At 64.6% G+C, this 24586-nt stretch carries 12 protein-coding genes; 8 read left to right on the plus strand and 4 right to left on the minus strand.

Annotated features, from left to right (window positions below):
• Positions 1 to 290 precede the first annotated feature (290 nt).
• Complete coding sequence (locus ACAG21_RS26850; protein ID WP_370499290.1) at positions 291 to 1061, minus strand: 1-aminocyclopropane-1-carboxylate synthase; 771 nt, start codon at positions 1059 to 1061, stop codon at positions 291 to 293.
• Between the two features lie 535 nt (positions 1062 to 1596).
• Between ACAG21_RS26850 and ACAG21_RS26855 the strand changes: the two genes are divergently transcribed.
• Positions 1597 to 11850 (plus strand): amino acid adenylation domain-containing protein, encoded by a 10254-nt coding sequence (locus ACAG21_RS26855; protein ID WP_370499291.1) that lies wholly within the window; start codon positions 1597 to 1599, stop codon positions 11848 to 11850.
• Positions 11851 to 11899: 49 nt separating this feature from the next.
• The gene (locus ACAG21_RS26860; protein WP_370499292.1) at positions 11900 to 12754 is read left to right on the plus strand and encodes an acyl-CoA thioesterase; all 855 of its coding nucleotides are present in this window, start codon (positions 11900 to 11902) and stop codon (positions 12752 to 12754) included.
• 8 nt (positions 12755 to 12762) lie between these two features.
• On the opposite strand, the gene ACAG21_RS26865 is transcribed toward ACAG21_RS26860, so the two are convergent.
• Genes ACAG21_RS26865 through ACAG21_RS26875 form a run of 3 tightly spaced genes read right to left on the minus strand, consistent with a single transcriptional unit; the run spans position 12763 to position 17131 of the window.
• On the minus strand, positions 12763 to 14034 hold the full coding sequence (locus tag ACAG21_RS26865) for a hypothetical protein (protein WP_370499293.1): 1272 nt from the start codon (positions 14032 to 14034) through the stop codon (positions 12763 to 12765).
• An 11-nt stretch (positions 14035 to 14045) separates the two neighbouring features.
• On the minus strand, positions 14046 to 15977 hold the full coding sequence (locus ACAG21_RS26870; protein ID WP_370499294.1) for a S8 family peptidase: 1932 nt from the start codon (positions 15975 to 15977) through the stop codon (positions 14046 to 14048).
• Positions 15974 to 17131, minus strand: coding sequence for a patatin-like phospholipase family protein (locus ACAG21_RS26875; protein ID WP_370499295.1), 1158 nt, complete (start codon positions 17129 to 17131; stop codon positions 15974 to 15976). Before ACAG21_RS26875 ends, ACAG21_RS26870 begins: the two co-directional genes overlap by 4 nt.
• A 444-nt stretch (positions 17132 to 17575) precedes the next feature.
• On the opposite strand from ACAG21_RS26875, the gene ACAG21_RS26880 reads away from it, so the two are divergent.
• The 6 genes from ACAG21_RS26880 to ACAG21_RS26905 form a co-directional block, all read left to right on the plus strand.
• Complete coding sequence (locus ACAG21_RS26880) at positions 17576 to 18946, plus strand: amidase (RefSeq protein ID WP_370499305.1); 1371 nt, start codon at positions 17576 to 17578, stop codon at positions 18944 to 18946.
• A gap of 80 nt (positions 18947 to 19026) precedes the next feature.
• Positions 19027 to 20019, plus strand: coding sequence for a glycoside hydrolase family 6 protein (locus ACAG21_RS26885; RefSeq protein WP_370499296.1), 993 nt, complete (start codon positions 19027 to 19029; stop codon positions 20017 to 20019).
• 82 nt (positions 20020 to 20101) lie between these two features.
• Positions 20102 to 20980 carry a formylglycine-generating enzyme family protein gene (locus ACAG21_RS26890; protein ID WP_370499297.1) on the plus strand — a complete coding sequence of 293 codons (879 nt, stop codon included), beginning with the start codon at positions 20102 to 20104 and terminating at the stop codon, positions 20978 to 20980.
• 135 nt (positions 20981 to 21115) lie between these two features.
• The gene (locus tag ACAG21_RS26895) at positions 21116 to 21919 is read left to right on the plus strand and encodes a GntR family transcriptional regulator (RefSeq protein WP_370499298.1); all 804 of its coding nucleotides are present in this window, start codon (positions 21116 to 21118) and stop codon (positions 21917 to 21919) included.
• Positions 21920 to 21975: 56 nt separating this feature from the next.
• A complete protein-coding gene (locus ACAG21_RS26900) occupies positions 21976 to 23328 on the plus strand; it encodes an arylsulfatase (RefSeq protein ID WP_370499299.1) in 1353 nt (450 codons plus the stop codon).
• A gap of 12 nt (positions 23329 to 23340) precedes the next feature.
• The coding region (locus ACAG21_RS26905; RefSeq protein ID WP_370499300.1) for an ATP-binding protein at positions 23341 to 24586 on the plus strand (1246 nt) is incomplete at its 3' end.

Below are 24586 nucleotides of genomic sequence, written 5' to 3' on the forward strand. Positions count from 1 at the left end.
TAGAAGACCATGTGGCACCACCTTGTTTCGGCCCTATTTCGGGTAGCCAGTACCTATTTGGGGAGGAGAACTTTCCCGCTCTCGCCGTGCAGGGCGCAGCGGTAGGTGTGATTAGCGGGTGAGAAGTTGCTCGGTCGAGTGGGGGATGCGTTCTCGACCTTGTTTGAATCGCGGACCTCGCGTCTCCCTCCGGCCCTAGGAGTTGCGATGTCGCCAGGTATTTGGGGTAGGACTCCCCCGACGGGCGTTATTCGAGTCGAAGTTCTGGACAGGTCCGGGTGCTCGGTAGGTCAGGCATTTTGGGTGACCTCCGATGTCATGAGTTCGGGTTTCCACCTGTGCGCGTAGGTTTTTCCGCTTTTCAATACCGTGGTGAGTTCGCCGTCCAAATCTGCTGATACCGATCTGACGGTGGACAGCCGGACATGATTCATCAGTTGCACCAGCGCGTTCACCTTGTAGTGCTGTTCGAGCTCCGGACATATCGTGGGGCTTACCGCGATCGGTATCGTCTCGTGATACCTCATACCCAGCACGAAAGCTTTCTTGGAATCAGCGTTCACCATGAACGGCTCATCGCCCTTGTCGAGGTTTCTGAGCATGAGAAGCGGGATATCGCTGACCCATAGCGGATCGGCGGGTTTGTCCCGATCCGTATGGGTGCCGATCGGATTTTTCGGGTGCGTCCACGCGATCGTCCGACCAGCGGCTATCAGGTCGAGTCGCAGTGCTTGCCGCCACACTTCGCCATTGGCGGCGATTGCTTCGAAGAAGTTTTCTCGGTTCTGATATGCCACCCCGACGACCAGATAGCGATCGGAATGTATGGCGTGAAATTCACGCAACTCCGTTATCGCGCGGAAGAATTCCTCTTCGTCTAGAAGCAGATCGCTTGTGTCGTAGTAGAATTGGCGCTTCACCAGCATCGTCTCGGTAAATGGGCAATGCGCTTTGCGGCCGTCGCCTGTGACCAGGAAGTCGAGATACTTTTGTATTACCGGGACCCAGTCATCAGTGTGTTGGCTGAGCTCGGTGAAGACATAGTCCGACCGTCGGTTCATTGACGCCCCTCCCCAGCGGCACGAGTGCACACCGCGTCCTACGGCGCCTCCGCTAAGGTTGATCGCCCGAGATCAGCTGCGTTGCTTACCGTGAATCCCCCGAATCGAATCCAAGCTTAGTCCCGGGCTGCGCCGCGCGTTGGCGAATGAGCCGATAGGCAGCGGCGCGGTAGAGCGCCGCGCCCTCACGCGATGCGGTTTCGAACTCCGATCCAGTGCCGGTAAATTTCCCTACCAGCGGATTTGCGGGTCGGTGGCCAGCCGGCCGTGGTCAATTATGCTGAGTATCAATCCCTTAACGACGACGACGGGTACCCTGCGTCTAAGTCAAGATCATGCAACTTTTAATGACCTTCGCTTGGGTTTGAGTCACGTGTCGGATGGTGTATGTGGATGCGGGGGCGTCGCGACCACTTCCGACAGAATGACCGGACATTCCGCAGAAGCCCTGCGCGACGGGTCGGCGACGGGGCAGGATTTTGATCATCAGTCACTCGGGGTACGGGGGCGAGTGGGTTAAGTCTTGGGGGAGTCGATGGGACGTGATGGCCTCGCGCTGCCGCTGACCCGTGGACAACTCGACATCTGGCTCTCGCAGGAATCGGGCGATGCCGGTACGGACTGGCAACTTGGTCTGTTGGTGAAGATCGACGGCTCGGTAGACCGTGACCTTCTCGAGCGAGCGATCCGCCAGACGGTCGCGGAGGCCGAACCGAGTAGGGTCTCGTTCTTCGAGATCGACGGCCGGGTGGTCCAAAGGCCGATCGAGGACCCGCACGTCGAGCTCGAGTTCCATCATCTGGTCGGCGTCCCCGATCCGGTTGCGGAAGTCCGGCGCAGGGCGTCGGCCATCCAGCGCACGCCGATGGCGCTGAACGGCGCGCTGCTCAAATTCGCCCTGTTCCAGACGCGAAGCGATGAATTCTATTTGTTCGGTTGCTGTCACCACATTGTTCTGGACGGCTTGGGCATGGCGCTGATGTCGCGTCGGGTGGCAACCGTCTACTCGGCGATGGCCGCTGGAACGCCCGTTCCCCCAGCCTATTTCGGGTCGGCGCAGGATCTGGTTGATCTCGAGTCGGGATACGAAGTATCCAACGACTTTCGGGAAGACAAGGCGTACTGGGTCAAGAACCTTCCCCCGGAAGGGGGACAGAATTACCAGCTCGGTCACCTCGACGCCGACCGAGATCCGTGTTCGCCGTCGGCGTCGGTTCAGTTCGACGCGACCGCCGTCGGCCGGATGCAAGAGCTGGCCAAAAAGCTGCGCATCCGGCGTTATTCGGTCATCACGGCGGCGTCCGCGCTCTTGGTGCACGCGTGGTCGGGAAGCGGTTCAGAAGTGGCGCTGGATTTCCCGGTCAGCCGGCGGGTGCGTCCCGAGTCGAAGACGCTGCCCGGGATGCTCGCTGGTGTGGTGCCGCTGGTTTTGCAAACTTCACCACACACATCAGTCGCCGATTTTTGTCAGCACGTTGACGTCCAGATCCGGGAATTGTTGAAGCATCAGCGTTTTCCGGTTCACCAGCTTGACGGTGAAGGCAACCTTCACAGCCTCAGACAGCCGGCGAACCGGGTGGGCATCAATTTCATCCCGTCCCGATTGACCTTGGAGCTCGATGGCGCTCCGGCAACCGCGACCTATACCGCCAACGGGCCCGCGGAGCACTTCGGGCTTTTCTTCATTGGGGCAAGCGACTTTCTGTCGCTCAGCACGGCCGGTCTCGGGCAACCGTACTCGAGCTTCGACGTCGCCCACCTCGCGGCGCGTCTGGAGCAGGTGCTGATCGAGATGGCCGCCGATCCGCACCGGCCGATCTCGGCCCTCGACATCCTGGACCGGGATGACAAGGACCGGCTTGACGAGTGGGCGCATCGCGCGGCGCTCACCCAGCCGGCCACCGCGACGGGGTCGATTCCGTCGGTGTTCGCCGAGCACGTGGCACGTATCCCCGAGGCCGTAGCGGTGACCTACGACGGCCGCTCCATGACGTATCGGGAACTCGACGAAGCCGCGAACCGGATGGCGCATCTATTGGCCGGTCATGGAATTGGCCCGGGACAGTGTGTGGCCCTGCTGTTTCCCCGGTGTGCCGACGCGATCGTGGCGATGCTGGCGGTGCTCAAGAGCGGGGCAGCCTATCTGCCGCTCGACCCGGGCCATGCGTCCGCGCGGGTCGAGGTCATGCTTTCCGATGCCGCTCCGAGCGCATTGATCACCACGGCCGAACTGCGCTCGCGACTGCACGATTCCGACCTACTGGTCATCGACGCGCACGATCCCGCCATCGAGGCCCAGCCCGGCACCTCACTTCCGACGCCCGCGCCCGAAGACGTCGCCTACGTCATCTACACCTCCGGCACCACCGGGACACCCAAAGGCGTTGCCATCGCGCATCAGAACGTCACGTGGCTGATCGAGGCGCTCGACGAACATCTGCCGCCGGGTGGGGTGTGGGCGCAGTGCTACTCCTCGGCCTTCGACCTGTCGGTGTGGGATATCTGGGGTGCGCTACTGCGGGGCAGGCGACTGCTGGTGGTGCCCGAGTCCGTGGCAGGCTCCCCGGACGATCTGCACGCGTTGCTGGTCGCGGAGCAGGTCAGCGTGTTGGCTCAGATCCCGTCGTCAGTGGCGCTGCTGTCACCGGAGGGGCTGGAGTCGACGGTGTTGGTGGTGGGCGGCGAGGCCTGCCCGACCGACGTGGTGGATCGGTGGGCGGCACCCGGACGGGTGATGATCAATGCCTACGGTCCGACCGAGGCGACGGTGTGTGCGTCCATGAGTACGCCGCTGACGCCGGGTCAGGGTCTGGTGCCGATCGGGTCGCCGATACCCGGGGCGGCGATGTTCGTGCTGGACAAGTGGTTACAGCCGGTGCCCGCCGGAGTGGTCGGCGATCTTTACCTGGCCGGGCGCGGCGTGGGCCTGGGGTATATGCGGCGCGGCGGGCTGACCGCATCGCGGTTTGTGGCGTGTCCGTTCGGGGCCCCCGGCACACGCATGTATCGCACCGGCGACCTGGTGTGCTGGGGCGCCGACGGGCAGCTGCGGCACCTGGGCCGTGCCGACGAGCAGGTCAAGATCCGCGGGTATCGCATCGAACTCGGCGAAATCCAGGTCGCCCTGGCTGCGCTGGACGGAGTGGAGCAGGCGGCGGTCATCGCCCGCGAGGACCGTCCCGGCAACAAGCGGCTGGTCGGTTACATCACGGGCACCGCCGACCCGACCGAGATTCGCACCGCGCTGGCGGATCGGCTCCCGGCCTACATGGTGCCCGCCGCGGTTGTGGTGTTGCCCGCAATTCCGTTGACGCTCAACGGAAAACTCGACAAACGCGCCCTGCCCGCACCCGAATTCACCGTCGGTGAGTACCGCGCCCCGGCCGATGCGGTGGAAGGAATCCTGGCCGACATCTTCGCGCAGGCTCTCGGGGTCGAGCGCGTCGGGATCGATGACTCGTTCTTCGAGCTCGGCGGCGACAGCATCATGTCGATGCAGGTGGTGGCCCGCGCACGCGCGGCCGGGGTGATGTGCCGTCCGCGTGACGTCTTCGTCGAACAGACGGTAAGGCGGCTTGCCCGGGTCGCGGCGATGGCCGACGGCGAGGTCCGCGTCATCGACGAGGGCATCGGTCCCGTGGTGGCTACCCCGATCATCCGCGCGCTGCACGGCATCGAGGGCCCGATCGACGAGTTCAACCAGACCGTGGTGATTTCCGCCCCGCCCGGGGTGACCGAGGCCGACGTGGTGGTCGTGTTGCAAGCGCTGCTCGATCGGCATGCCACCTTGCGACTGCGCATCGACGATGACGGGGACGGCAACTGGTCGCTCGAGGCACCCGAAGCCGGGACGGTCGATGCCCGCGCCTGCCTGCATACCGTCGACGTGCTTTCGGAAGTGGCGGTGGTGCGGGCACGCTCGTGGTTGAACCCGTCGGCGGGACTGATGCTGAGCGCGGTATGGGCGACTTCGACCGGCCAGCTGGCATTGCTCATCCACCACCTGGCCGTCGACGGGGTGTCGTGGCGAATCCTGTTGGAAGACTTCAATATTGCCTGGGCGCAGCATCGTGCTGGCCAGCCCGTAACATTGCCGTCCGGCGGGACTTCGTTTGCGCGGTGGTCGGAGTTATTGGCCGGGCATGCGCACCGCGCCGAGGTAGCGGCGCAGGTGCAGGCGTGGCGACAGGTCACGGTGATGCCGGCCGCGCTGCCGGCGGTGCAACCCGAAGCGGATACCTATCAGAGCGCCGGCCAGTTGTCGGACTCGCTGGACGTCGAGACAACCCGCCTGCTGCTGGGTGAGGTGCCGACGGCGTTTCGCACCGGAATCGGCGACATATTGCTGATCGGCTTCGGGCTGGCGTTCGCGGAGTTTCTTGGCAGCGGCGCGGATGCGCCGATCGGTATCGACGTCGAAGGCCATGGGCGTCACGAGGAGCTGTCGCCCGAGGTGGACCTGTCGCGCACGGTGGGCTGGTTCACCGCCAAGTATCCGGTCGCGTTGACGGTCGGCGGCCTGTCGTGGAGGCAGGTGACCGCGGGCACGGCCGCTCTTGGCACGCTGGTCAAGGACGCCAAGGAGCAGCTGCGTGCCCTGCCCGATCCGCTGACCTATGGTCTGCTGCGCTACCTGAACGCCGAGGTTGATCTCGGCGGGTCCGAGCCGGTCATCGGGTTCAACTACCTGGGCCGCCTCGGGGCCGCTGCCGACCTGCCCGGTGAGCTGTGGCGGATCGACGGGGACAGTCTGTCGGTTGCGGCGGTGGCCGCGGCGGTCCCCCTGCCGCTTGCGCACACAGTGGAACTCAATGCCGGCACCGTAGACACCGAGGACGGCCCGCACCTACAGGCGAACTGGACGTGGGCGCGCTCCGCGCTGGATGGCGAGCAGGTCCGCCGGCTGAGCAGGTTGTGGTTTGAGGCCCTCGCCGGTATCTGCGCGTACGTCAAAGCCGGTGGGGGCGGACCGACTCCGTCTGATGTCGCCCCCGCCCGTCTCACCCAGCAGCAGCTCGACGAACTGTGCTCCCGCGGTGACGTCCAGGACGTGCTGCCCCTGACCCCGGTGCAGCAGGGCCTGCTGTTCCACACCAGCTTCGCGGCGGACCTCGACGACCTGTACACCGTGCAGCTGCGCGTCACGGTCACCGGCACCCTCGATGCGCACCGTCTGCGCGAGGCGGTACAGACGGTCGTCAACCGGCATCCAAACCTGTTGGCCCGGTTTAGCGAAGACTTCGGTGAGCCGGTGCAGGTTATCCCGGCCAACCCGGTTATGGGCTGGCAGGAAATTGAACTGGACCCCACCGGCGGCGACGCCGATGAGCAGATTGAGCGACTGTGCGCGGCCGAGCGTGCCGCGGTCCGCGACCTGGGCGACAAGCTGACGTTCCGGACGGTGTTGATCCGCACCGCGGCAGAGCACTACCGGTTGGTGCTCACCATTCACCACATCGTGGCCGATGGCTGGTCGCTGCCCATCCTGATGCGCGAGGTGTTCGGCAGCTACTACGGCGCGCAGCTGCCCGCGGCTCCGTCGTATCGCAGCTTTGTGACTTGGCTGTATAGCCAGGACCGCGTTGTTGCACAACGGGTTTGGCGAGATGCGATGGCCGATTTCGAGATCCCGACACTGGTGGGCGCGCCCGGCCGAACCGGACGCCGCGAGGTCGCCTCCTTCGACATGTCCGCCGAGACCACAGCGGCGTTGACCGAGCTGGCACGTGCGTGTCACACCACCGTGAACACCGTGCTGCAGGGCGCCTGGGCGCAGCTGCTGATGTGGCTGACCGGCCAGGCCGATGTGGCGTTCGGCAGCGCGGTCTCGGGTCGGCCGAGCGAGCTGAACAGCTCCGAATCCATTGTCGGACTGATGATCAACACGGTGCCGGTGCGGGCCAACGGCACCGCAAGGACCACTGTCGCCGATCTGCTGGACCAGCTGCAACGCCACCACAACGACACCCTCGAGTACGAGCACCTGGCGTTGCCCGACATCCACCGTGCCACCGGACACGATCAGCTGTTCGACACGCTGTTCGTGTACGAGAACTATCCGATCGACGCCGCTGCCCTGATGGGCGCCCATGACCTGGCGGTCACCGGGTTCGACAGCCGCGAATTCAACCACTATCCGCTGTCGGTGGTGGCGACGCCGGGCCGGCTACTGAGCCTTCGCGTCGAATTCGACACGGACGTATTCGACCGTGCGGCCATCGACAGGCTGATCGATCGGCTGCAGAAGGTGCTGGCGGCGATGATCGCCGATCCCGCACGGCCGTTGTCGTCGATCGATCTGCTCGATCGGGGTGAGCACGACTGCCTCGGCGAGTGGGGCAACCGGGCGATGCTGGCCGAGCCGGAGTTGTCCGCTGTCTCGATTCCTGACCTGTTCGCCGTGCAGGTGGTCCGTGCCCCGGAGGCGGTGGCGATCAGCTACGGGGATCGGTCGTGGACTTACCGCGAGATCGACGAGTCTTCTAACCGGTTGGCGCACTTGCTAATTCAGTATGACGCGGGCCCGGGTACCCGGGTGGCCGTGTTGCTTCCGCGTACGCCCGACGCGGTGGTGACGATCTTGGCCGTGCTTAAGACGGGGGCCGCATATGTGCCGATCGATCCGACGGTGCCCGCCTCGCGGATCGAGTTCGTGTTGGCCGACTCGGCGCCGGCTGCGGCGGTCACCACCGACGACGTGCGGACTCGGTTGGACGGAACAGACCTACCGATCATCGTCGTCGATGACCCCGCGGTGCATACCCAGCCCGATATCGCGTTGCCGGCGCCGGCGGCCGAAGACATCGCCTATATCATCTACACCTCAGGAACGACCGGAGCGCCCAAAGGCGTTGCCGTGCAGCACTGCAACGTGACGCGGCTACTGGGATCGCTGGACGCCGAGTTGGCGCTGGGCCAAGTGTGGACGCAGTTCCATTCATTGGCGTTCGACTTTTCGGTGTGGGAGATCTTCGGTTCGCTGTTGTATGGCGGGCGGTTGGTGATAGTGCCCGACTCGGTGGCTCGCTCGCCAGAAGATTTGCACGCCTTGCTGGTTCGTGAACAGGTCAGCGTATTGAGCCAGACGCCGTCGGCGTTTTACGCGCTGCAGACGGCCGATGCGATCTCCCCGGAGTTGGGAGAGCAACTGAACTTGCAGACCGTCGTGTTCGGCGGAGAGGCACTCGAACCCAACCGTCTGACGACCTGGCTGAACCGGCATCGCGGACTGCCGCGCCTGATCAATATGTATGGCATCACCGAAACGACGGTGCATGCCTCGTTACGCGAGATCTCCGACGATGACGTCGACAGCAACGCCAGCCCCATCGGAGTGCCGTTGGCGCACCTTGCGTTCTTTGTGCTCGACGCATGGTTGCGGCCCGTGCCCGCCGGGGTGGTCGGCGAGCTGTATGTGGCCGGTGCTGGGCTGGCCGCCGGGTATGTGCGCAGGCCGGGGCTGAGCGCGGGGCGGTTTGTGGCATGTCCGTTCGGACAACCCGGAGCGCGCATGTATCGCACCGGGGACCTGGTGGCGTGGGGTGCCGATGGTCAGCTGCGCTATGTCGGGCGTGCTGACGAGCAGGTCAAGATCCGCGGGTATCGCATCGAGCTCGGTGAGATCCAGGCGGCTTTGCAAGAGCTGGACGGGGTCGATCAGGTGGCGGTGATCGCGCGCGAGGATCGTCCCGGCGAAAAGCGGCTGGTGGGTTACATCAGCGGAAACGCCGACCCGGTTGAGCTCCGCACCCAGTTGGGTGATCGGTTGCCGGCCTACATGGTGCCGGCCGCGGTCGTGGTGCTCAAGGCACTGCCATTGACGGTCAACGGCAAACTCGACATCCGCGCCCTGCCGGCACCCGAATACTCCGATGTCGACCACTACCGGGCTCCATCCGGCGCGGTCGAGGAAATCCTGGCCGGCATCTATGCCCAGGTATTGGGCGTGGACCGGATCGGTGTCGATGACTCGTTCTTCGACCTGGGCGGCGACAGCATCCTGTCGATGCAAGTCGTGGCCCGTGCCCGCATGGCGGGCCTAATGTGCCGTCCGCGTGACGTTTTCGTCGAACAGACGGTGGCTCGGCTCGCGCAGGTCGCCACGGTGATCGCCGACGACGATGGCGTGGTCGACGACGGCACCGGTTCGGTCATCGTCACCCCGATCATGCGCTGGTTGCAGGGCCTCAAGGGCCCCGTCGAGCAGTTCAACCAGACGGTCGTGGTGCAAGCTCCCGAGGATGTCACGCAGGCCGACGCGGTGGTGATCCTGCAGGCGTTGCTGGACCGGCATGCCACGCTGCGATTGCGCCTCGACGACAGCACAGGCGGTTGGTCGTTGTGGGTGCCCGAAGCCGGGGCGGTGGACGCCGGCGGCTGCGTGGACACCGTCGACGAGCTGTCTGCCGACGCGCTGGTGGCGGCCCGGTCGCGCCTGGACCCGCATACCGGGGCAGTGATGCGTGCGGTGTGGGCCGAGTCGACGAAGCAGTTGGCGTTGATCATCCACCACCTCGCCGTCGATGGTGTGTCGTGGCGAATCCTTTTGGAAGACTTGAACATTGCATGGGCCCAGCATCACGGTGGACAGCCGGTGGCGCTGCCGGCACCGGGGACGTCGTTTGCCCGGTGGTCGTCACTGCTGGCCGAGCATGCGAAGAGCGCAGATGTCACGGCTGGGGCCGAGGCGTGGGGCCAGGTGGCAGGGATCCCGGCCGCGCTGCCGCCGCTACAGCCAGCGGACACCTACGTCAGCGCCGGCCGGTTGTCGGTGTCACTGGATGTCGAGACGACCCGCCTATTGATGGGTGAGGTCCCGGCGGCGTTTCATGCCGGCGTCCAAGACATTCTGTTGATTGCGTTTGGCCTGGCGTGGCGGCAGTTCTTGGGGACTGGGGCCCCGATCGGCATCGATGTGGAAGGGCACGGGCGCCAAGAGGAGCTGGCTCCGCATGTCGACCTGTCGCGCACGGTGGGCTGGTTCACCACCAAATACCCGGTGGCCCTCACGGTCGGCGGGCTGTCCTGGGCTCAGGTGGTGGCTGGGGACGACGGCCTGGGCGCTGTCATCAAGGACGCGAAGGAGCAGCTTCGGGCCCTGCCCGACGGCCTGACCTACGGACTGCTGCGCTACCTGAGCCCTGACGTCGATCTGGACTGGCCCGACCACGGGATCGGGTTCAACTACCTGGGTCGTCTGGGTGGCGCGGCCGAGCTCACCAACGGGTTGTGGCGGCTCAGCGATAACAGTTTCGCCCTGGCCGGTGCTGCGGGCGCAGTGGAGATGCCGCTTGCGCACACCGTGGAGCTCAACGCCGTCACCATGGACACCGAGGCCGGCCCGAACCTGCAGGCGAATTGGACCTGGGCGCGCTCCGCGCTGGATGACAAGCAGGTCAGCCGGCTCAGCGAGCTCTGGTTCGACGCGCTGACCGGAATGTGCGCGCACGTGCGCGGCGGAGGGGGCGGCGTGACGCCGTCCGACTTCCCGCTGGCTCCGCTCACCCAGCGCGACCTCGACGAGCTGGCGCGCCAGTACCGGATCGGCGACGTGCTGCCGTTGACGCCACTGCAGCAGGGCCTGCTGTTTCTCACCGGAAGCACACAGAGCAGTGACGACCTGTACGCGGTGCAGCTCGATATCACCGTGAGCGGTGCCCTCGACCCGCTGCGCTTGCGCGAGGCGGTGCGCGCGGTGGTCACGCGCCACCCGAACGTGGTGGCGCGCTTTGTCGAGGACTTCGGCGAACCGGTGCAGGTGCTACTCGCCGATCCGGTGCTGGCCTGGCAGTACGTCGAGCTGAACCCCGCCGATGCTGACGTCGAGGAACAGGTCCAGCAGCTCTGTGCTGCCGAACGTGTCGCGGTTTGCGACCTAGCCGCCCAACCGCCGTTCCGCGCTGCCGTCATCCGCACCGCGGGCGACCGGTATCGGTTCGTACTCACCAACCACCACATCGTTCTCGACGGGTGGTCGAAGCCGATCCTGCTGCGGGAAATCTTTGCCATCTATCACGGCGCGCAGCTGCCGGCGGCCCCGTCGTATCGCAGCTTCGTCAGGTGGCTGTCCGAACGGGATCGAGCCGCTGCTCAGGCAGCCTGGCGCGAGGTCTTCGACGGGTTCGACACTCCCAGCCTGGTGGGACCGCCGGGTCGGCCCGCGATCGGTCCGCGCGGTACGGCGTCATTCCAGGTGTCCGCGGAGACCACCAAGGCGTTGGGTGAGCTGGCGCGCTCGTGCCGCACGACCGTCAGCACCGTCCTGCAGGCCGCGTGGGCGCAGCTGCTGATGACGCTGACCGGCCAGGCCGATGTGGCATTCGGCACGGCGGTGTCGGGACGGCCGACCGAGCTGGCCGGTGCGGAATCCATGGTGGGCCTGCTGATCAACACCGTCCCGGTGCGGGCGAGGTTCGGCGCGGAGACCACCATCGCCGACCTGCTTGCACAGCTGCAAAGCGCCTATACGAAAACCCTTGACCATCAACACTTACCGCTGAACGAGATCCACCATGTGGCGGGACACACTCAACTATTCGACACCATGTTCGTGTACGAGAACTACCCCATCGACACTGCAGGGTTGGCCGCCGTCGACGGGTTGCAGATAAGTGGCTTTACCAACCGCGAATACAACCACTACCCACTGTCGGTGCAAGCCGTGCCAGGCCACGAAATCGGTCTACGCGTCGAATTCGATACGCGCGTGTTTACCGCGACCGCGATCGAAAAGCTGGTCGAACGATTCCGGCGCGTACTGGTAGCCGTGACGGGAGACGTGGAGGAGTAATCCTGACCGCCGGGCGCTGCACCGGTGCAGCGGATGACAAGATCCCCGAGTGAGTTACGACTGGCCCACCCTTGCCGATGTCATCGACACGCTCAACGTTGAACGCGTTGACGACCACCACTTCGTCGCCACCCAGCTGGACAACCCGGACCATCACATCGTGGGGGGCCACATCGCCGCCCAGGCGCTGATGGCGGCGAGTCGCACTGCGCCGGGCCGTGCGGCGCACAGCGTGCATGTCTACTACGTGCGAGCCGGCGATGCCCGCAACCCGGTCGAACTGCACGTCGACGTCGCACGTGACGGCGGCACGCTGTCCACCCGCAAGATCACGGCCCGCCAGGATGGCCAGATCCTGCTCGAAGCGCTCGCGTCCTTCAACGTGCCATTCGAGTCGCTCGACTACCAGCAGCCGTTGCCCGACGTCGCCGACCCCGAATCGCTGGCGTCGATGCAGCAGCAGTTGGCGGCCCATGCGGACGAACTGGACGGTCATTGGGTCGCGCCTCGGCCCTTCGAGCTGCGCTACGTCGACCCCCCGCCGCGTCTTGCCATCGACTTGGCCGAGCCGTCGCCACGACTGCGAATGTGGTGGCGCGCCAACGGATCTGTGCCCGACGACGAGGTGCTGCACAGCTGCCTGCTGACCTACCTTTCCGGAACGACGATGGTCGAGCCGGCACTCGTCATGCGGCGGGCCACGCCGGTCAGTACCTTCAACGCTCTCATCGACCATGCACTGTGGTTTCACCGGCCGGTCGACCTGGCTGACTGGGTCCTCTCGGATCAGGTGTCGACCAGCGGTGTCGCGGGACGGGGGCTGACGACGTCGACAATGTACAACCGCCGGGGCCAATTGGTCTGCGTCGCAACCCAAGAGCTGTACTTTGGCCGAGCCGCGTGACCGGCCGCTTACGGCGTGCCCAACAGATCGATGCGGTGCCGGGGTACATCGCCCCCCAGCGGCACGACCTTGGCCGCCATGTCGGGATACTTCTCGAAGAACGCCACGAGACCCTGCCTGGCAGGTGACCAATCGGGCAGGGGATTACGGGTTCGGCTGGCCCGTTGCTGCTTGATTTCCCAGTCCGCTTGCCGGAGCGCGTCGATGTCGGCGATCTCGTAGGTCAGGTAGATCTCGTAGTCCTCGCCCGGCCGTGCCTTGCGCAGCATGTCCAGCGTTTCGCGCTCGGGGTTTCCGTGTTGTCCGTTGCCGGAGAACACATAGCGATCGGCGGTGACGTTCTCGAAATATTCTTGTGTGTAATTGTTATCGCTGCCGTGGTGCTGGCCCTTCAACACATCGACGTGCAAGCCGTCGCCCAGTCCGACGAGTTTCATTCCCTCGAGGATCTTGTCGCCGCGGGCATCGCCGGTGAACAGGATCGTCTTCCCGCCGAACTCGGCGAGCACCACAATGCTGGAAAGATTGGGCACCGACTTGTCGACGTAGGCCGCCAGCGCGGCAGCCGGCGGCTTCGGGTGCTTTTGCTGCTCCTCCAACCACTTTCGGTGTGCTTCTTGTAGCGCCTCGACTTCGGGCAGCATCGGCCCGATGACGTTCAAGGTCAGGCCGTCGCCCATGTCGATCGCCTTGCCGCCATCCTTGGCGACGATCAACCCGCCCTCGCCATCGTTTACCTGTATCTGCAGCACCTCAGCGTTGCCGGCCAGGTCGATGCCCTGCTCGATGCCCGCGAGCACCATCAGCGCGTCGTTGAAGGTGTCGGCGTCGACCTTCGCGTCGTCGGGCACCAAGTCGACCGGGATGTCCCCGGTCAGCGATGCAGTTCCGTACCCGTTCGAGGTGGCCTTCTTCAGCTCGGCGGCGTCATTGCCGATGATCTTGTCAAATGTGTTGTGGAACAACCGCCGTGGCTTGACGAACCTGTTGACCGGCAGCGCCCTGAGCTCCTCCGTCAGCCGCACCAGTCCGTTGGCGTGGTCATCGTCCACATGGCTGAGCATCACCCAGTCCAGCGGCATCGGCTCGCCGGCCGGCACGCCCTTTTCGTCGCGCAACTGCTTCAGACGCGGCTCGAGGTGGTTGGTGTAGACGCCGCTGGGGCCACCGTCGATCAGCGCCAGCTTCTGCTTCTTGTTCGCCTTCGGCCCGTACCGAAGCAGTAGGCAGTCGCCCTTCTTGGCGGGCAGAATTTCGAGACTGAAAACGTTGTTGGCCATCTGAATTCACCTTATTGACTCTGTAATGCACGAAGGACGTCGAGTAAGCCGTGACCCTGAAAGGTGCGCTCTCGTCCGAGATCGGTGGCGGTCTCACAGAGGATCTTCTTGATCTTGTCGGGACGTCCGACGAGTTCTGGATAGCGTGCCATCAGTAGCGCCGCGGCGCCGCTGACGTGAGGTGCGGCCATGCTGGTGCCGTCTAGATAGCCCCAATCATTTTCCAGCACCGGGGAATAGATGCGCTCGCCGGGAGCGACGAGGTCTGGCTTCGGTCGTCCGTCACCGGTGGGCCCGCGGCTGGAGAAGTAGCTCACGCCGTAGGTGAAAGGTTTGTAGTGGTGGGTGGATCCGACCGTGATGACGCGCTCGGCATTGCCAGGGTCGGTGATGCTGAAGGCGAGGTAGTTGTTGAACGGCTGGTCGTTGACCATGATGTTCTGGTAGCCGAAGTTACCGGCTGCCGCGACGACGACCACACCGCTGTCGATGAGTCGTTCGGCCTCCATGCAGACCGGGGTCGCCCCGCACGCGTAATTGCGTACGTCGTGCTCGATCGACAGGCTCATGTTCACACCCTGGATCTGCAGTTCGCCCGCCAATTCATTGGTGTGCCGGACAAACTGTAACGCCGCAATCACCGCCAGCTCGGTGTCCTCTTTGTCGGATCCGATGATGCGCAAGTCGTAGAGACCGATACCCGGGCACATACCGGTGACGAGATTTCCGCCGGCTTCGTCGACCGCGGCCGCGATGATGCCGGCGACATGAGTGCCGTGTTCGCTGGTCGGCGGTGGTGGCGGTGTGTCGTCATCGCCGAGTTTCAGGAACTCCGCAATGAGGTCATACCGCATCGGCTGTCCCTCGCATGCGGCCTTGGCGATCTGTTTCAGCTTGCGGTCCGCGTTCGACGGAAGCGGGCTGTTCTTCCGCGCGATCTCGATCGCCTTGAGATTGCATTTGCGAACGACGTCGTCGACATTGCTGAGGTTGACGACCTCGCGATAGTAGGTGAAGTCGTATGTCTTGCGGACCGGGTGCTTACCAAACGCGCTGTGATGCGTATCGATCCCGGAATCGACCACCGCCCAGTTGATTCCGCTGCAGTCGAGTTCGAACAACCGGCGGGCAGCATCAGCCTTCACGGCGGGCACCGACTTCATGATCGCCGTGGAAGCCGGACGGTTGCGCGAAATCTGCCAGACCTTTGCGTCATCTGCCGGGGACATCTCCGTGGAGATCAGGCCGACCACGAGCTCGCGCAAGTCGTCGTTGCTGGTGTCGACCAACAGGCCCTGCTTTCTCTTCTGGACTTTGGTCAACGTGGCTTGCGCCATCGGCTCGCGGTCCGTCTCCTCGGGGGGCCGCTGCACCATCGATACCAGCGCGCATAACGCGACGAAGCGCTCAAACGCGGTGCGCCGACTGCGAATCCCGACCGCGGGATCCTTGAACAATTCGTCGAGGTTCTGGGGACCCTTGTTCCATGCGTCGACCAGCACCCGCACATCGGCGACCGTCTGAGCGATCTTGTCGGATCCGCATTCGCCGTCGGACTGATCCGAACTCATCCACGCGTCGATTTCGTTGCGGGTCTTGGGATCGAGCCACCACTTCGTCATCGGGATCAACACCCGGATCACTTCGTCGAAGTACAACCGGGCGGCCACATAGTTCTGCACCGGCGCGACCCTCGCGTCGTCGTCATGAGCGACACCGCGACGGATTCCTTGCAGGCGGTTGAAGATTTCAGCGGCCAGGGCATTGGACGAGCTGCCCTTGTAGGACGTGATCAGCAGGTCGACCGGCTTGCTCAGGTCTTGCACGTACGCGGTCCACACGTCACCCAAGATCGGTGAGCCCTGCAGGTATCGTCGGCTCGAGCCGGCGCCAACCAGGATGTAATCGACCAACTTTCGAGAGATCGAGTTTTCCCCGTTCATGTCAACGCCTCGTTCGGATAGGGCAGTTCGGTCGTCTCGGGATCGACGAGGTCACCGGACATGTGCGTCCGCAGGCCGGCATCGCAGATGATGTAGCCCCAGTTGATAAGTCGTTCTTGGTCGGCGTCGGACAGCGGCGCAAGCCGCGTCTTCACCTCGGCGAGTGCGCGGGTGCGATCGGGGTTGGCCGGCAGCACCGCCCCGCCGTATTTCGCGACCTGACTGCGGATGCCGATGTACATGCCTTGTCGCAGGCCGGATTTGAACGAGCCGATCACCTGCCGCTTGCGCATCGCAAGGGCTTGATTGTGGATGAGGTCGAGTACGCGAGCCGTCTGTCGGAGCGGATCCGTCGGGGGATCGTCGTCAGCGGCGACTTCGCCGCCGGCGTCACTGACGATGATCGACGTGTATCGCTTCCACGCAGTCTCCAAACCGAGGTTGTCGTATACGCCGCCGTCGGTCAGCTTGATCTCGTCACGGAAGCCGGGTTCGGTCAGGGTGTTGCCTTGTTCGTCGATCCAGGTCTGGCCCTTGAGGTGCAGCGTGCACGGCGACAACACGGGCGGAAACGCCGACGACGCGGCGACCGCGACCGCCAGCGGTACGTCGGGATTCATGATCCGGCCGACGCGGTAGTCGGCGAGATAGGGCTTGCTGAACCGCAGCAGCACCCCGGACTCCAGGTTGGTCGAATTGAAGATGAACCGTGGCTTGTCGGGTAGCTGCTGCAGGCTGGTGTCACCGAAGAGGTGCTTGCGATAGGCTGCCGCGACGCGGCCCGCGGCGGAATCACCGAACGGCAGCATGCCTTCGAGCACCGCTTTAACGTCGACCGCGGTTGCACTCATCTTTCGCACGGGCTTGACGAACTGTTCGCCGAAGTTGCCGGCGACCTGCTTGCTGTCCCAGGCCAGCTGCTCCCAGTTCTTCGCCAGAACGCCGGCGGTGATGGAACCGCCCGAGACGCTGGAGATGCGGTCGAGCTTCGGCAGCAGGCCGACCTCGTTGAGCCGCCACAGCACGCCGACGTGGAAGACCATCGCCCGGTAACCGCCGCCCGAGAGGCAAAGCGCCAGGCCCTTTTCCGGTTGCCGATTTCCGTCGTCCTGCCGGACCGGAGTGATCAATTCGTCCAATGGGGTGCTCGTCATGTCCACGGTGGCCGCACTTTCCAGAAATTGGTGTAGTTCGTGGCGATGCTGATGACGCTATGGCGGATCACCGAACCGGCGCACGAGTAGTCGGCTACTCGACTTGTGGGCACTTCACCAACACAACAGGGCTATTTGAGTTCCAATTGACAACGCGTCTGGTCGCTTGCTGCCGTCATATGGGCGTGACACCCGGGAAATATCCGATTGGCAACGTGCCGAACGTAATCGGTATCGATCGAGGGACACCGACGCGATGCGCCTTCCAGTGTTCAAGGCCGGTATCGGCGATGAAGTGACGGTGCCCGCCACCCGAGGAGCCGTATGGCGATCCACGCAAGCATGTCTCGCAGACGCCTGCTGACGGCAGGTTTGGCGGCGGCAGGAACGGTCGCAGCGACAGCCCTTGTGACAGAACTCCCCAGTACTCCCGCCGCTGTGCCGATGCGTCCCCCGCGGACGATCGCGGAGGCCGGTGCGATGCTCCGCGCGGGTCGGGTGACGTCGGTGCAGTTGACGCGCACCGCGCTGGATGCCGCGGCGAAGCTGCAGCCGCGGCTCAATGCGTTCATCACCGTCACCGCCGGGCAAGCACTGGACCTGGCGGCGCGCCTTGACGCGGAGCTTGCTCGTGGCGCCGACCGCGGCCCGTTGCACGGTATCCCCATTGTGATCAAGGACCTTTACTCCACCGCGGGTGTGCTCACGTCGGTCGGTTCGCATGTGTTCGCCGACCGCGTGCCCACCGAGGATGCGGCCGTGGTCGCCAAACTGACCCAAGCGGGTGCGGTCAGCATTGGCAAGACCAACCTCAACGAGTTCGCCGCGGGTATCGACGGCAAGAACGTCTACTACGGCGACATACACAACCCGCTGCGTCCGGACCGGTCGGCGGGCGGATCGTCGAGTGGAACAGGCGCCGCGGTTGCAGCGGGCATCGTGGCGGCCGGCGTCGGTAGCGATACCGGTGGCTCGGTACGAGTGCCCGCGGCGTGGAACGGTGTCGTCGGCATCCGGCCGACCCATGGGCTCGTCAGCCTGTACGGCGCATTTCCTCGCGCGCCGTTGCTCGACGTCGCGGGCCCGCTGGGACGCACGGTTCACGACACCGCGGTGATGCTCACCGCCATGGCGGGCTACGACCCGCGCGATCCGTACTCGCGGCGCGCTTTGAAGACCGACTACCTGGCCGGCCTTGACCGGGGCATCGCAGGCCTACGTATCGGCCTAATCGAAAACTTCAGCCTGGCCGGCCTCGACCCCGACGTGGATGCGGCTGTGCGCCGAATCCTGCCGGTGCTCGAACGCCTCGGCGCACGCGTCATGACCGTGAAGATCGAGAACCTTGCGACGATGCTCGACTTCACCGCCGCGTTCACGATCCTGCGTTGGGAGTTTGCGCAAGCGATGCGCGACATCTACGGCGAGGCCCCCGACAAGAGCATCTTCGGGCCCGCCGTGCGTGCTGACATGGCAGCTGCAGCGAAGCTAACCCGGGCCGATTACGACGCGGCGGTTGCGCGCCGCTTCTCCGACGCGGCACCCATGCGCTCCACGCTCGACGAGGTCGACCTTCTCGTGACACCGACAATGCCCACGGTGGCACCGCGCCTAGACACAAAGACCGATGCATTCGACCGAGGGCGCCGATACACGATCCCTTTCAGCTACGCGGGCCTGCCGTCGATCTCGGTGTCGTGTGGCCGTGGCGCTCAGGAGCTTCCGGTGGCGCTGCAATTCGTCGGTCGGGAGTTCGACGAGGCGTTGCTGTTCCGCGCCGCCGCGGAGATCGAACGCCAGACGTGGGACTGGTAGACCTGCATGTGCGAGTCAAGCCGTGGGGCAGATCACCCGGCTTCGCGCTCCATACCGCGAAGCGCTAATTTCTCTGGGTGATGTCCTCAGCTGCTGGCGCGTTTGCGCGGTGGATTGCCCCCGTCCTGACCGTCGCGGTCGTTGCCGGCATGGGTATGCCCGCCGGTCCCCGGTACGCTCCGCCGGTGCGTTTGGCCAGTGACGCGAACCCATTGGCCGGTGCGCCGTTCTATGTCAACCCCACCTCGGCGGCCATGCGCGCGGCGCAGGCCGCGAACCCGCCGAGTCCCCAGTTGACCGCCGTCGCCAACACACCGCAGGCGTACTGGATCGTGCCGGGTGGATCGGCGGGCACGGTCGGGAAGTACGTCGGCGACGCGAATGCTGCCGGCGCCATCCCCGTTTTGTCGATCTATGGGATTCCGCACCGCGACTGTGGCAGCTTCGCCGCGGGCGGTCTCGGGTCAGGCGCCGACTATCGCGGCTGGATCGACGGCATCGCTTCCGGCATCGGCGCCTCGCGGGTAGCCGTCGTCGTCGAACCCGATGCGCTCGCGATGGCCGACTGCCTATCGGGTGACGCACGCCAGGAACGTTTCGACTTGATCCGCTACGCCGTCGACACGCTCACCCGGGACCCGAACGCGGCCGTCTACGTCGATGCGGGTCACCTGCGCTGGCACAGCGCCGAGGACATGGCCGCCCGACTCAACCAGGCCGGTGTCGGCCACGCCCGGGGCTTCAGCGTCAACACCGCGAACTTCTTCACCACCGAAGACGAAATCGGTTACGGCGAGGCGATTTCGGGGCTCACAAATGGTTCACACTACGTGATCGACACGTCACGCAACGGTGCCGGCCCCGCCCCCGACTCCGAGCTCAACTGGTGCAACCCCAGTGGTCGGGCGCTCGGCGTTGCGCCTACCGCCTCAACGGCGGGCGCGCATGCCGACGCCTACTTGTGGATCAAGCGACCCGGTGAATCCGACGGATCGTGCGGCAAGGGCGATCCGCCGGCGGGCACCTTCGTGAACCAGTACGCCATCGATATGGCCAGCAAGGCAGGCATGTAGCCGGGCCTGGGTTCACCCCCGCCAGGGGACACCGAGATCGCGGCATCCGTCGGACGGACGGCGGACCGCATAGCCTGGCGTCATGCTCACCGAGTTGATTGCCCTTCCCGGCGGCGACTTCCTGATGGGGTCCAACGACTTCTACCCAGAGGAGGCGCCCGCGCACAACGTGAGAGTCGGGCCGTTTTCGATCGAGCGTCATCCGGTCACCAATGCGCAATTTATCGAATTCGTAACGGCGACAGGCTATCTCACTATCGCCGAGCGCGCCTTGGACCCGGCTGCTTTCCCGGGCGTGCCGCCCGAGGAGTTGGTCGCGGGCGCGCTCGTCTTCACACCAACCTCGGGACCGGTCGATCTGCGTGCCTGGCGGCAATGGTGGACATGGATGCCCGGTGCTTGCTGGCGAGAGCCGTTCGGACCGGGATCGACGATCGACGATCGACTCGACCACCCCGTGGTGCAGGTGGCCTACCCCGACGCCGCAGCGTATGCAACCTGGGCGGGACGGCGGCTACCCAGCGAAGCGCAGTGGGAGTACGCCGCCCGGGCCGGTGCCGTGTCGACCTACGCATGGGGTGACGACGTCGCCCCCGGCGGTCAACTCATGGCAAACACCTGGCAGGGCCGATTTCCCTACCTCAACCACGGCGCCCGAGGCTGGGTGGGCACCTCCCCGGTGGGAACGTTCGCGCCCAACGCTTTTGGTCTGGTCGACATGATCGGCAACGTCTGGGAATGGACCACGACCCGCTACAGCGCGGGCCACGATCCGGAGAACGCGTCACCAAGCTGCTGTCCGACGCCCGCGACCGGTGATCCATCGGTCATGCAGACGCTCAAGGGTGGCTCGCATTTGTGCGCGCCCGAATACTGCCACCGCTACCGCCCGGCGGCGCGCTCGTCGCAATCACAGGACAGCGCGACCACCCACATCGGATTCCGCTGTATCGCCGGCTGACACCCCGGGCCCGATCGGTGGCGAAACAATGTCGCTAACGCCAGCTCATATGACCTGGCCTAGGGCTTAACGCGGCGACAAGTGGCGTAACATTCCGCTAACCGCCGCCCTCGCGTTTGGTGGCACAGTGAGCTCATGCCACGGCGCCCGCACGTTCCTCCCAAGGACTTTCCCCGTCCTGTCACCCGGGAGTACGCCGGCACGCGCGCCGACGCCGCACGCTGGGTCCGCGACGTGTTGCGCAGTCAGATCCTCGAAGGCGTCTACGGCGGATTGGCTGCTGCGCGACCGCCATTGCCGTCGGAGTCCGAACTGGCCGCCGAACTCGGGGTCAGCCGCAACGCCATCCGTGAAGCTCTGGAACTGCTGCGCGGCGAAGGGCTGATCACCCGGGTGCAGGGCTCGGGCACATTCGTTACCGGCGCAAAACTGCGCCAGCACCTCGACCGCCTGGAAGGCTTGGCGGAATCGCTGGCCGGGCACCGGCTTCCGGTGGACAACGAGGTGCTCTCGGTGCGCGAAGCCAGCGCCACCCCGTTTGTGGCAGCCAAACTTCAGTTGCCGGAAAACGCTCCGATACTGTTCATCGAGCGACTCCGTTCCGTCGGCGGTCTGCCGTTGTCACTGGATACCACCTCACTTCGGGTCGGGGCCATCCCGGTGGACGCCAACCTCGACAAGCAAGATGTCTTTGCGCTCATCGAGCAGGAACTGGGGGTGCGTCTCGGTTGGGCCGAGATCACTGTCGAATCTGTTGCGGCGGACGCCAATACCGCAAAACTCCTGCAGATCCGCACCGGGGCACCCCTGCTGCTGCTGCATCGCCTAACCCATCTGCGAGACGGCACGCCGTTCGACTTGGAGACCGTGCGCTATCGGGGTGACAGATGCTCGCTGGTCACCACCGCCGCGCGAGAGGACGCACCGCCGCCACCGTAGTCAGCGTCAGTTCCTCACCACGACAACGCTTTCCCCGATTGAGAGGTAGCACAGCCATGCCCAAACAACCCAACATCGTTTATTTCCACGTCGACAATCTCGGTCTCGGCGAGCTCGGTTGCTACGGCGGCGGGATGTTGCGCGGCGCCGATACCGCCCGCATCGACGCCTTCGCCGCCGAAGCGCTGAAACTGTCGCACTTCGTCGTCGAACCCCAATGCACCCCGACGCGATCAGCGCTGATGACGGGCCGCTACCCGATCCGCTCGGGCAATCACACCATCGCCCTGGGCGGCAATGACGGCGGGATCGTGGCCTGGGAGCGCACCATGGGTGACATCTTGTCCGAGGCCGGGTATGCCACGGCCTGCTACGGCAAATGGCACATCGGCGCCGAAGACGGCCGCTGGCCCACCGACCACGGATTCGACGAATGGTACGGACCGGCGCGCACCTACGACGAGTGCCTGTGGCCGGATGACCCTTGGTACGACGGTGATCGCGACGGCTACTCCTACATGTATGACGGCACCAAGCAGGACGGTGTGCGCGCGACCGATCAGCAGTTGACCGTCAAACTCAAGGGTGAGGTCGACGCCGAATACGACCGGCGGGCAAAGGCTTTCATGAAGCGCAGCGTCGAGGCCGGTAAGCCCTTCTACCTGTATCACAACCACTCGTTGATGCACTTTCCGATGGTGGTGCGCGAGGAGTTCAAGGGCAAGAGCAGCAACGGCGAATGGGGCGACTCGTTGTTGATGCTTGACCACGACTTCGGCAGCATCCTTGATACGTTGACGGAGTTGGGCATCGCGGACGACACCATCGTCGTCTTCGCCGGAGACAACGGCCCGGAAGATCATCTGCTGGGTCGGGGTACCGCTGGTTTCTTCGATGGCTCGTACTTCAGCTCCGCCGAGGGCGGCATCCGCACCCCGTGCCTGATCCGCTGGCCGGACAACGTCGCCGTCCGGGAGAGCAACGAGATGGTGCACGTCACCGACATGTTCCCGACGCTGTTGCGCTGGGCTGGATGCGAGATCCCCGACGACCGCATCATAGATGGTATTGATCAACGCGAATTCTTCGGCGGCGCTGAGGAATCCGGCCGAGAAGGTTGCATGGTGTGGCTCAACGAAGAGCTCCACGCGGTCAAATGGTCCCAGTTCAAGATCAGCTTCAAACGTCAACAGCATTTCCACGATCCCGAGATCCCGCTCGGTTTCGCCCGCATTATCAATCTTCTCGAAGACCCCAAGGAACGCGAGGCGGTCAACCAAACCTTCGTCCGGTGGTGGGTCATGCAGCACGCCCGCCGTCTCATCCGTAACTTCGAGGAGAGCGCGCAGACCGAGCAGCTGATTCCCGCGGGCGCACCGATCGACTTCGTCCCCGCCCGCAACGACTAGGCGAGTCGACGGATGGCCGGCAAGGGCGTTCCGAAAGACTATGGTGCGGAATCGATTACGATCCTGGAGGGCCTCGATGTCGTTCGCAAGCGGCCGGGCATGTACATCGGTTCCACCGGCGAACGAGGCCTGCACCACCTGATCTGGGAGGTCGTCGACAACGGTGTCGACGAAGCCATGGCGGGCCATGCCCGGCGTGTCGAGGTCACGCTGCTACCCGACGGCGGTGTCGAGGTGACCGACGACGGGCGTGGGATTCCGGTCGAGATGCACGCGACCGGAATCCCAACCGTCGACGTGGTCATGACCCAATTGCACGCGGGCGGCAAGTTCGACTCGGATTCCTACAGCGTTTCCGGTGGACTGCACGGTGTCGGGGTTTCCGTCGTCAACGCGCTGTCCACTCGGCTCGAGGTCGAGATCTGCCGCGACGGTTATCAATGGTCGCAGTACTACGACCATTCCGTTCCGGGCGTCTTGACCCGTGGTGCGCAGACCGCACAGACCGGCACCACGGTGCGGTTCTGGGCCGACCCCGACATTTTCGAGACCACGCTCTACAGCGCGGAAACGGTGGCACGACGACTACAAGAGATGGCCTTTCTCAACAAGGGTCTGGTGCTGACGTTGACGGATCAACGGTCCAGTGCGATCGAGACCGATTCAGCACAGACGCGTAGGTTTCACTACCCGGGCGGTCTGGTCGATTTCGTCAAGCACATCAATCGCACCAAGAGCCCGATCCAGCAGAGCGTCATCGAATTGTCCGGAGGAGAACCGGGGCGTCAAGTGGAGGTGGCGATGCAGTGGAACGAGGGTTACTCCGAGTCGGTGCATACCTTTGCCAATACGATCAACACTCATGAGGGCGGCACGCATGAGGAGGGTTTCCGTAGTGCGTTGACGTCGGTGGTGAACAAGTACGCCAAAGACAAGAAGCTGCTGAAGGAAAAAGACGCCAATCTCACCGGGGATGACATCCGTGAGGGCCTGGCCGCGGTGATCTCGGTCAAACTCGCCGAGCCGCAGTTCGAGGGCCAGACCAAGACTCGCCTGGGCAACGCCGAAGTTCGTTCCTACGTGCAGAAGTTGTGCCACGAGAAACTGACCTACTGGTTCGAGGCAAACCCTGCCGAAGCCAAGGTCGTCGTCGCCAAGACCGCGTCATCGGCCCGGGCGCGTATTGCGGCGCGTAAGGCGCGTGAGTTGGTGCGTCGTAAGAGTGCTACTGATCTGGGTGGGTTGCCGGGTAAGTTGG

The organism is Mycobacterium sp. pR1184, assembly GCF_041287235.1.
Taxonomy (GTDB): domain Bacteria; phylum Actinomycetota; class Actinomycetes; order Mycobacteriales; family Mycobacteriaceae; genus Mycobacterium.

Coding starts and splice junctions, on each gene's coding strand:
- ACAG21_RS26870 (WP_370499294.1), bottom strand. CDS start 15,977: ATGAACGGGGAAAACTCGATCTCTCGAAAGTTGGTCGATTACATCCTG.
- ACAG21_RS26890 (WP_370499297.1), top strand. CDS start 20,102: ATGCTCACCGAGTTGATTGCCCTTCCCGGCGGCGACTTCCTGATGGGG.
- ACAG21_RS26900 (WP_370499299.1), top strand. CDS start 21,976: ATGCCCAAACAACCCAACATCGTTTATTTCCACGTCGACAATCTCGGT.
- ACAG21_RS26875 (WP_370499295.1), bottom strand. CDS start 17,131: ATGACGAGCACCCCATTGGACGAATTGATCACTCCGGTCCGGCAGGAC.
- ACAG21_RS26885 (WP_370499296.1), top strand. CDS start 19,027: ATGTCCTCAGCTGCTGGCGCGTTTGCGCGGTGGATTGCCCCCGTCCTG.
- ACAG21_RS26895 (WP_370499298.1), top strand. CDS start 21,116: ATGCCACGGCGCCCGCACGTTCCTCCCAAGGACTTTCCCCGTCCTGTC.
- ACAG21_RS26865 (WP_370499293.1), bottom strand. CDS start 14,034: ATGGCCAACAACGTTTTCAGTCTCGAAATTCTGCCCGCCAAGAAGGGC.
- ACAG21_RS26855 (WP_370499291.1), top strand. CDS start 1,597: ATGGGACGTGATGGCCTCGCGCTGCCGCTGACCCGTGGACAACTCGAC.
- ACAG21_RS26850 (WP_370499290.1), bottom strand. CDS start 1,061: ATGAACCGACGGTCGGACTATGTCTTCACCGAGCTCAGCCAACACACT.
- ACAG21_RS26880 (WP_370499305.1), top strand. CDS start 17,576: ATGCGTCCCCCGCGGACGATCGCGGAGGCCGGTGCGATGCTCCGCGCG.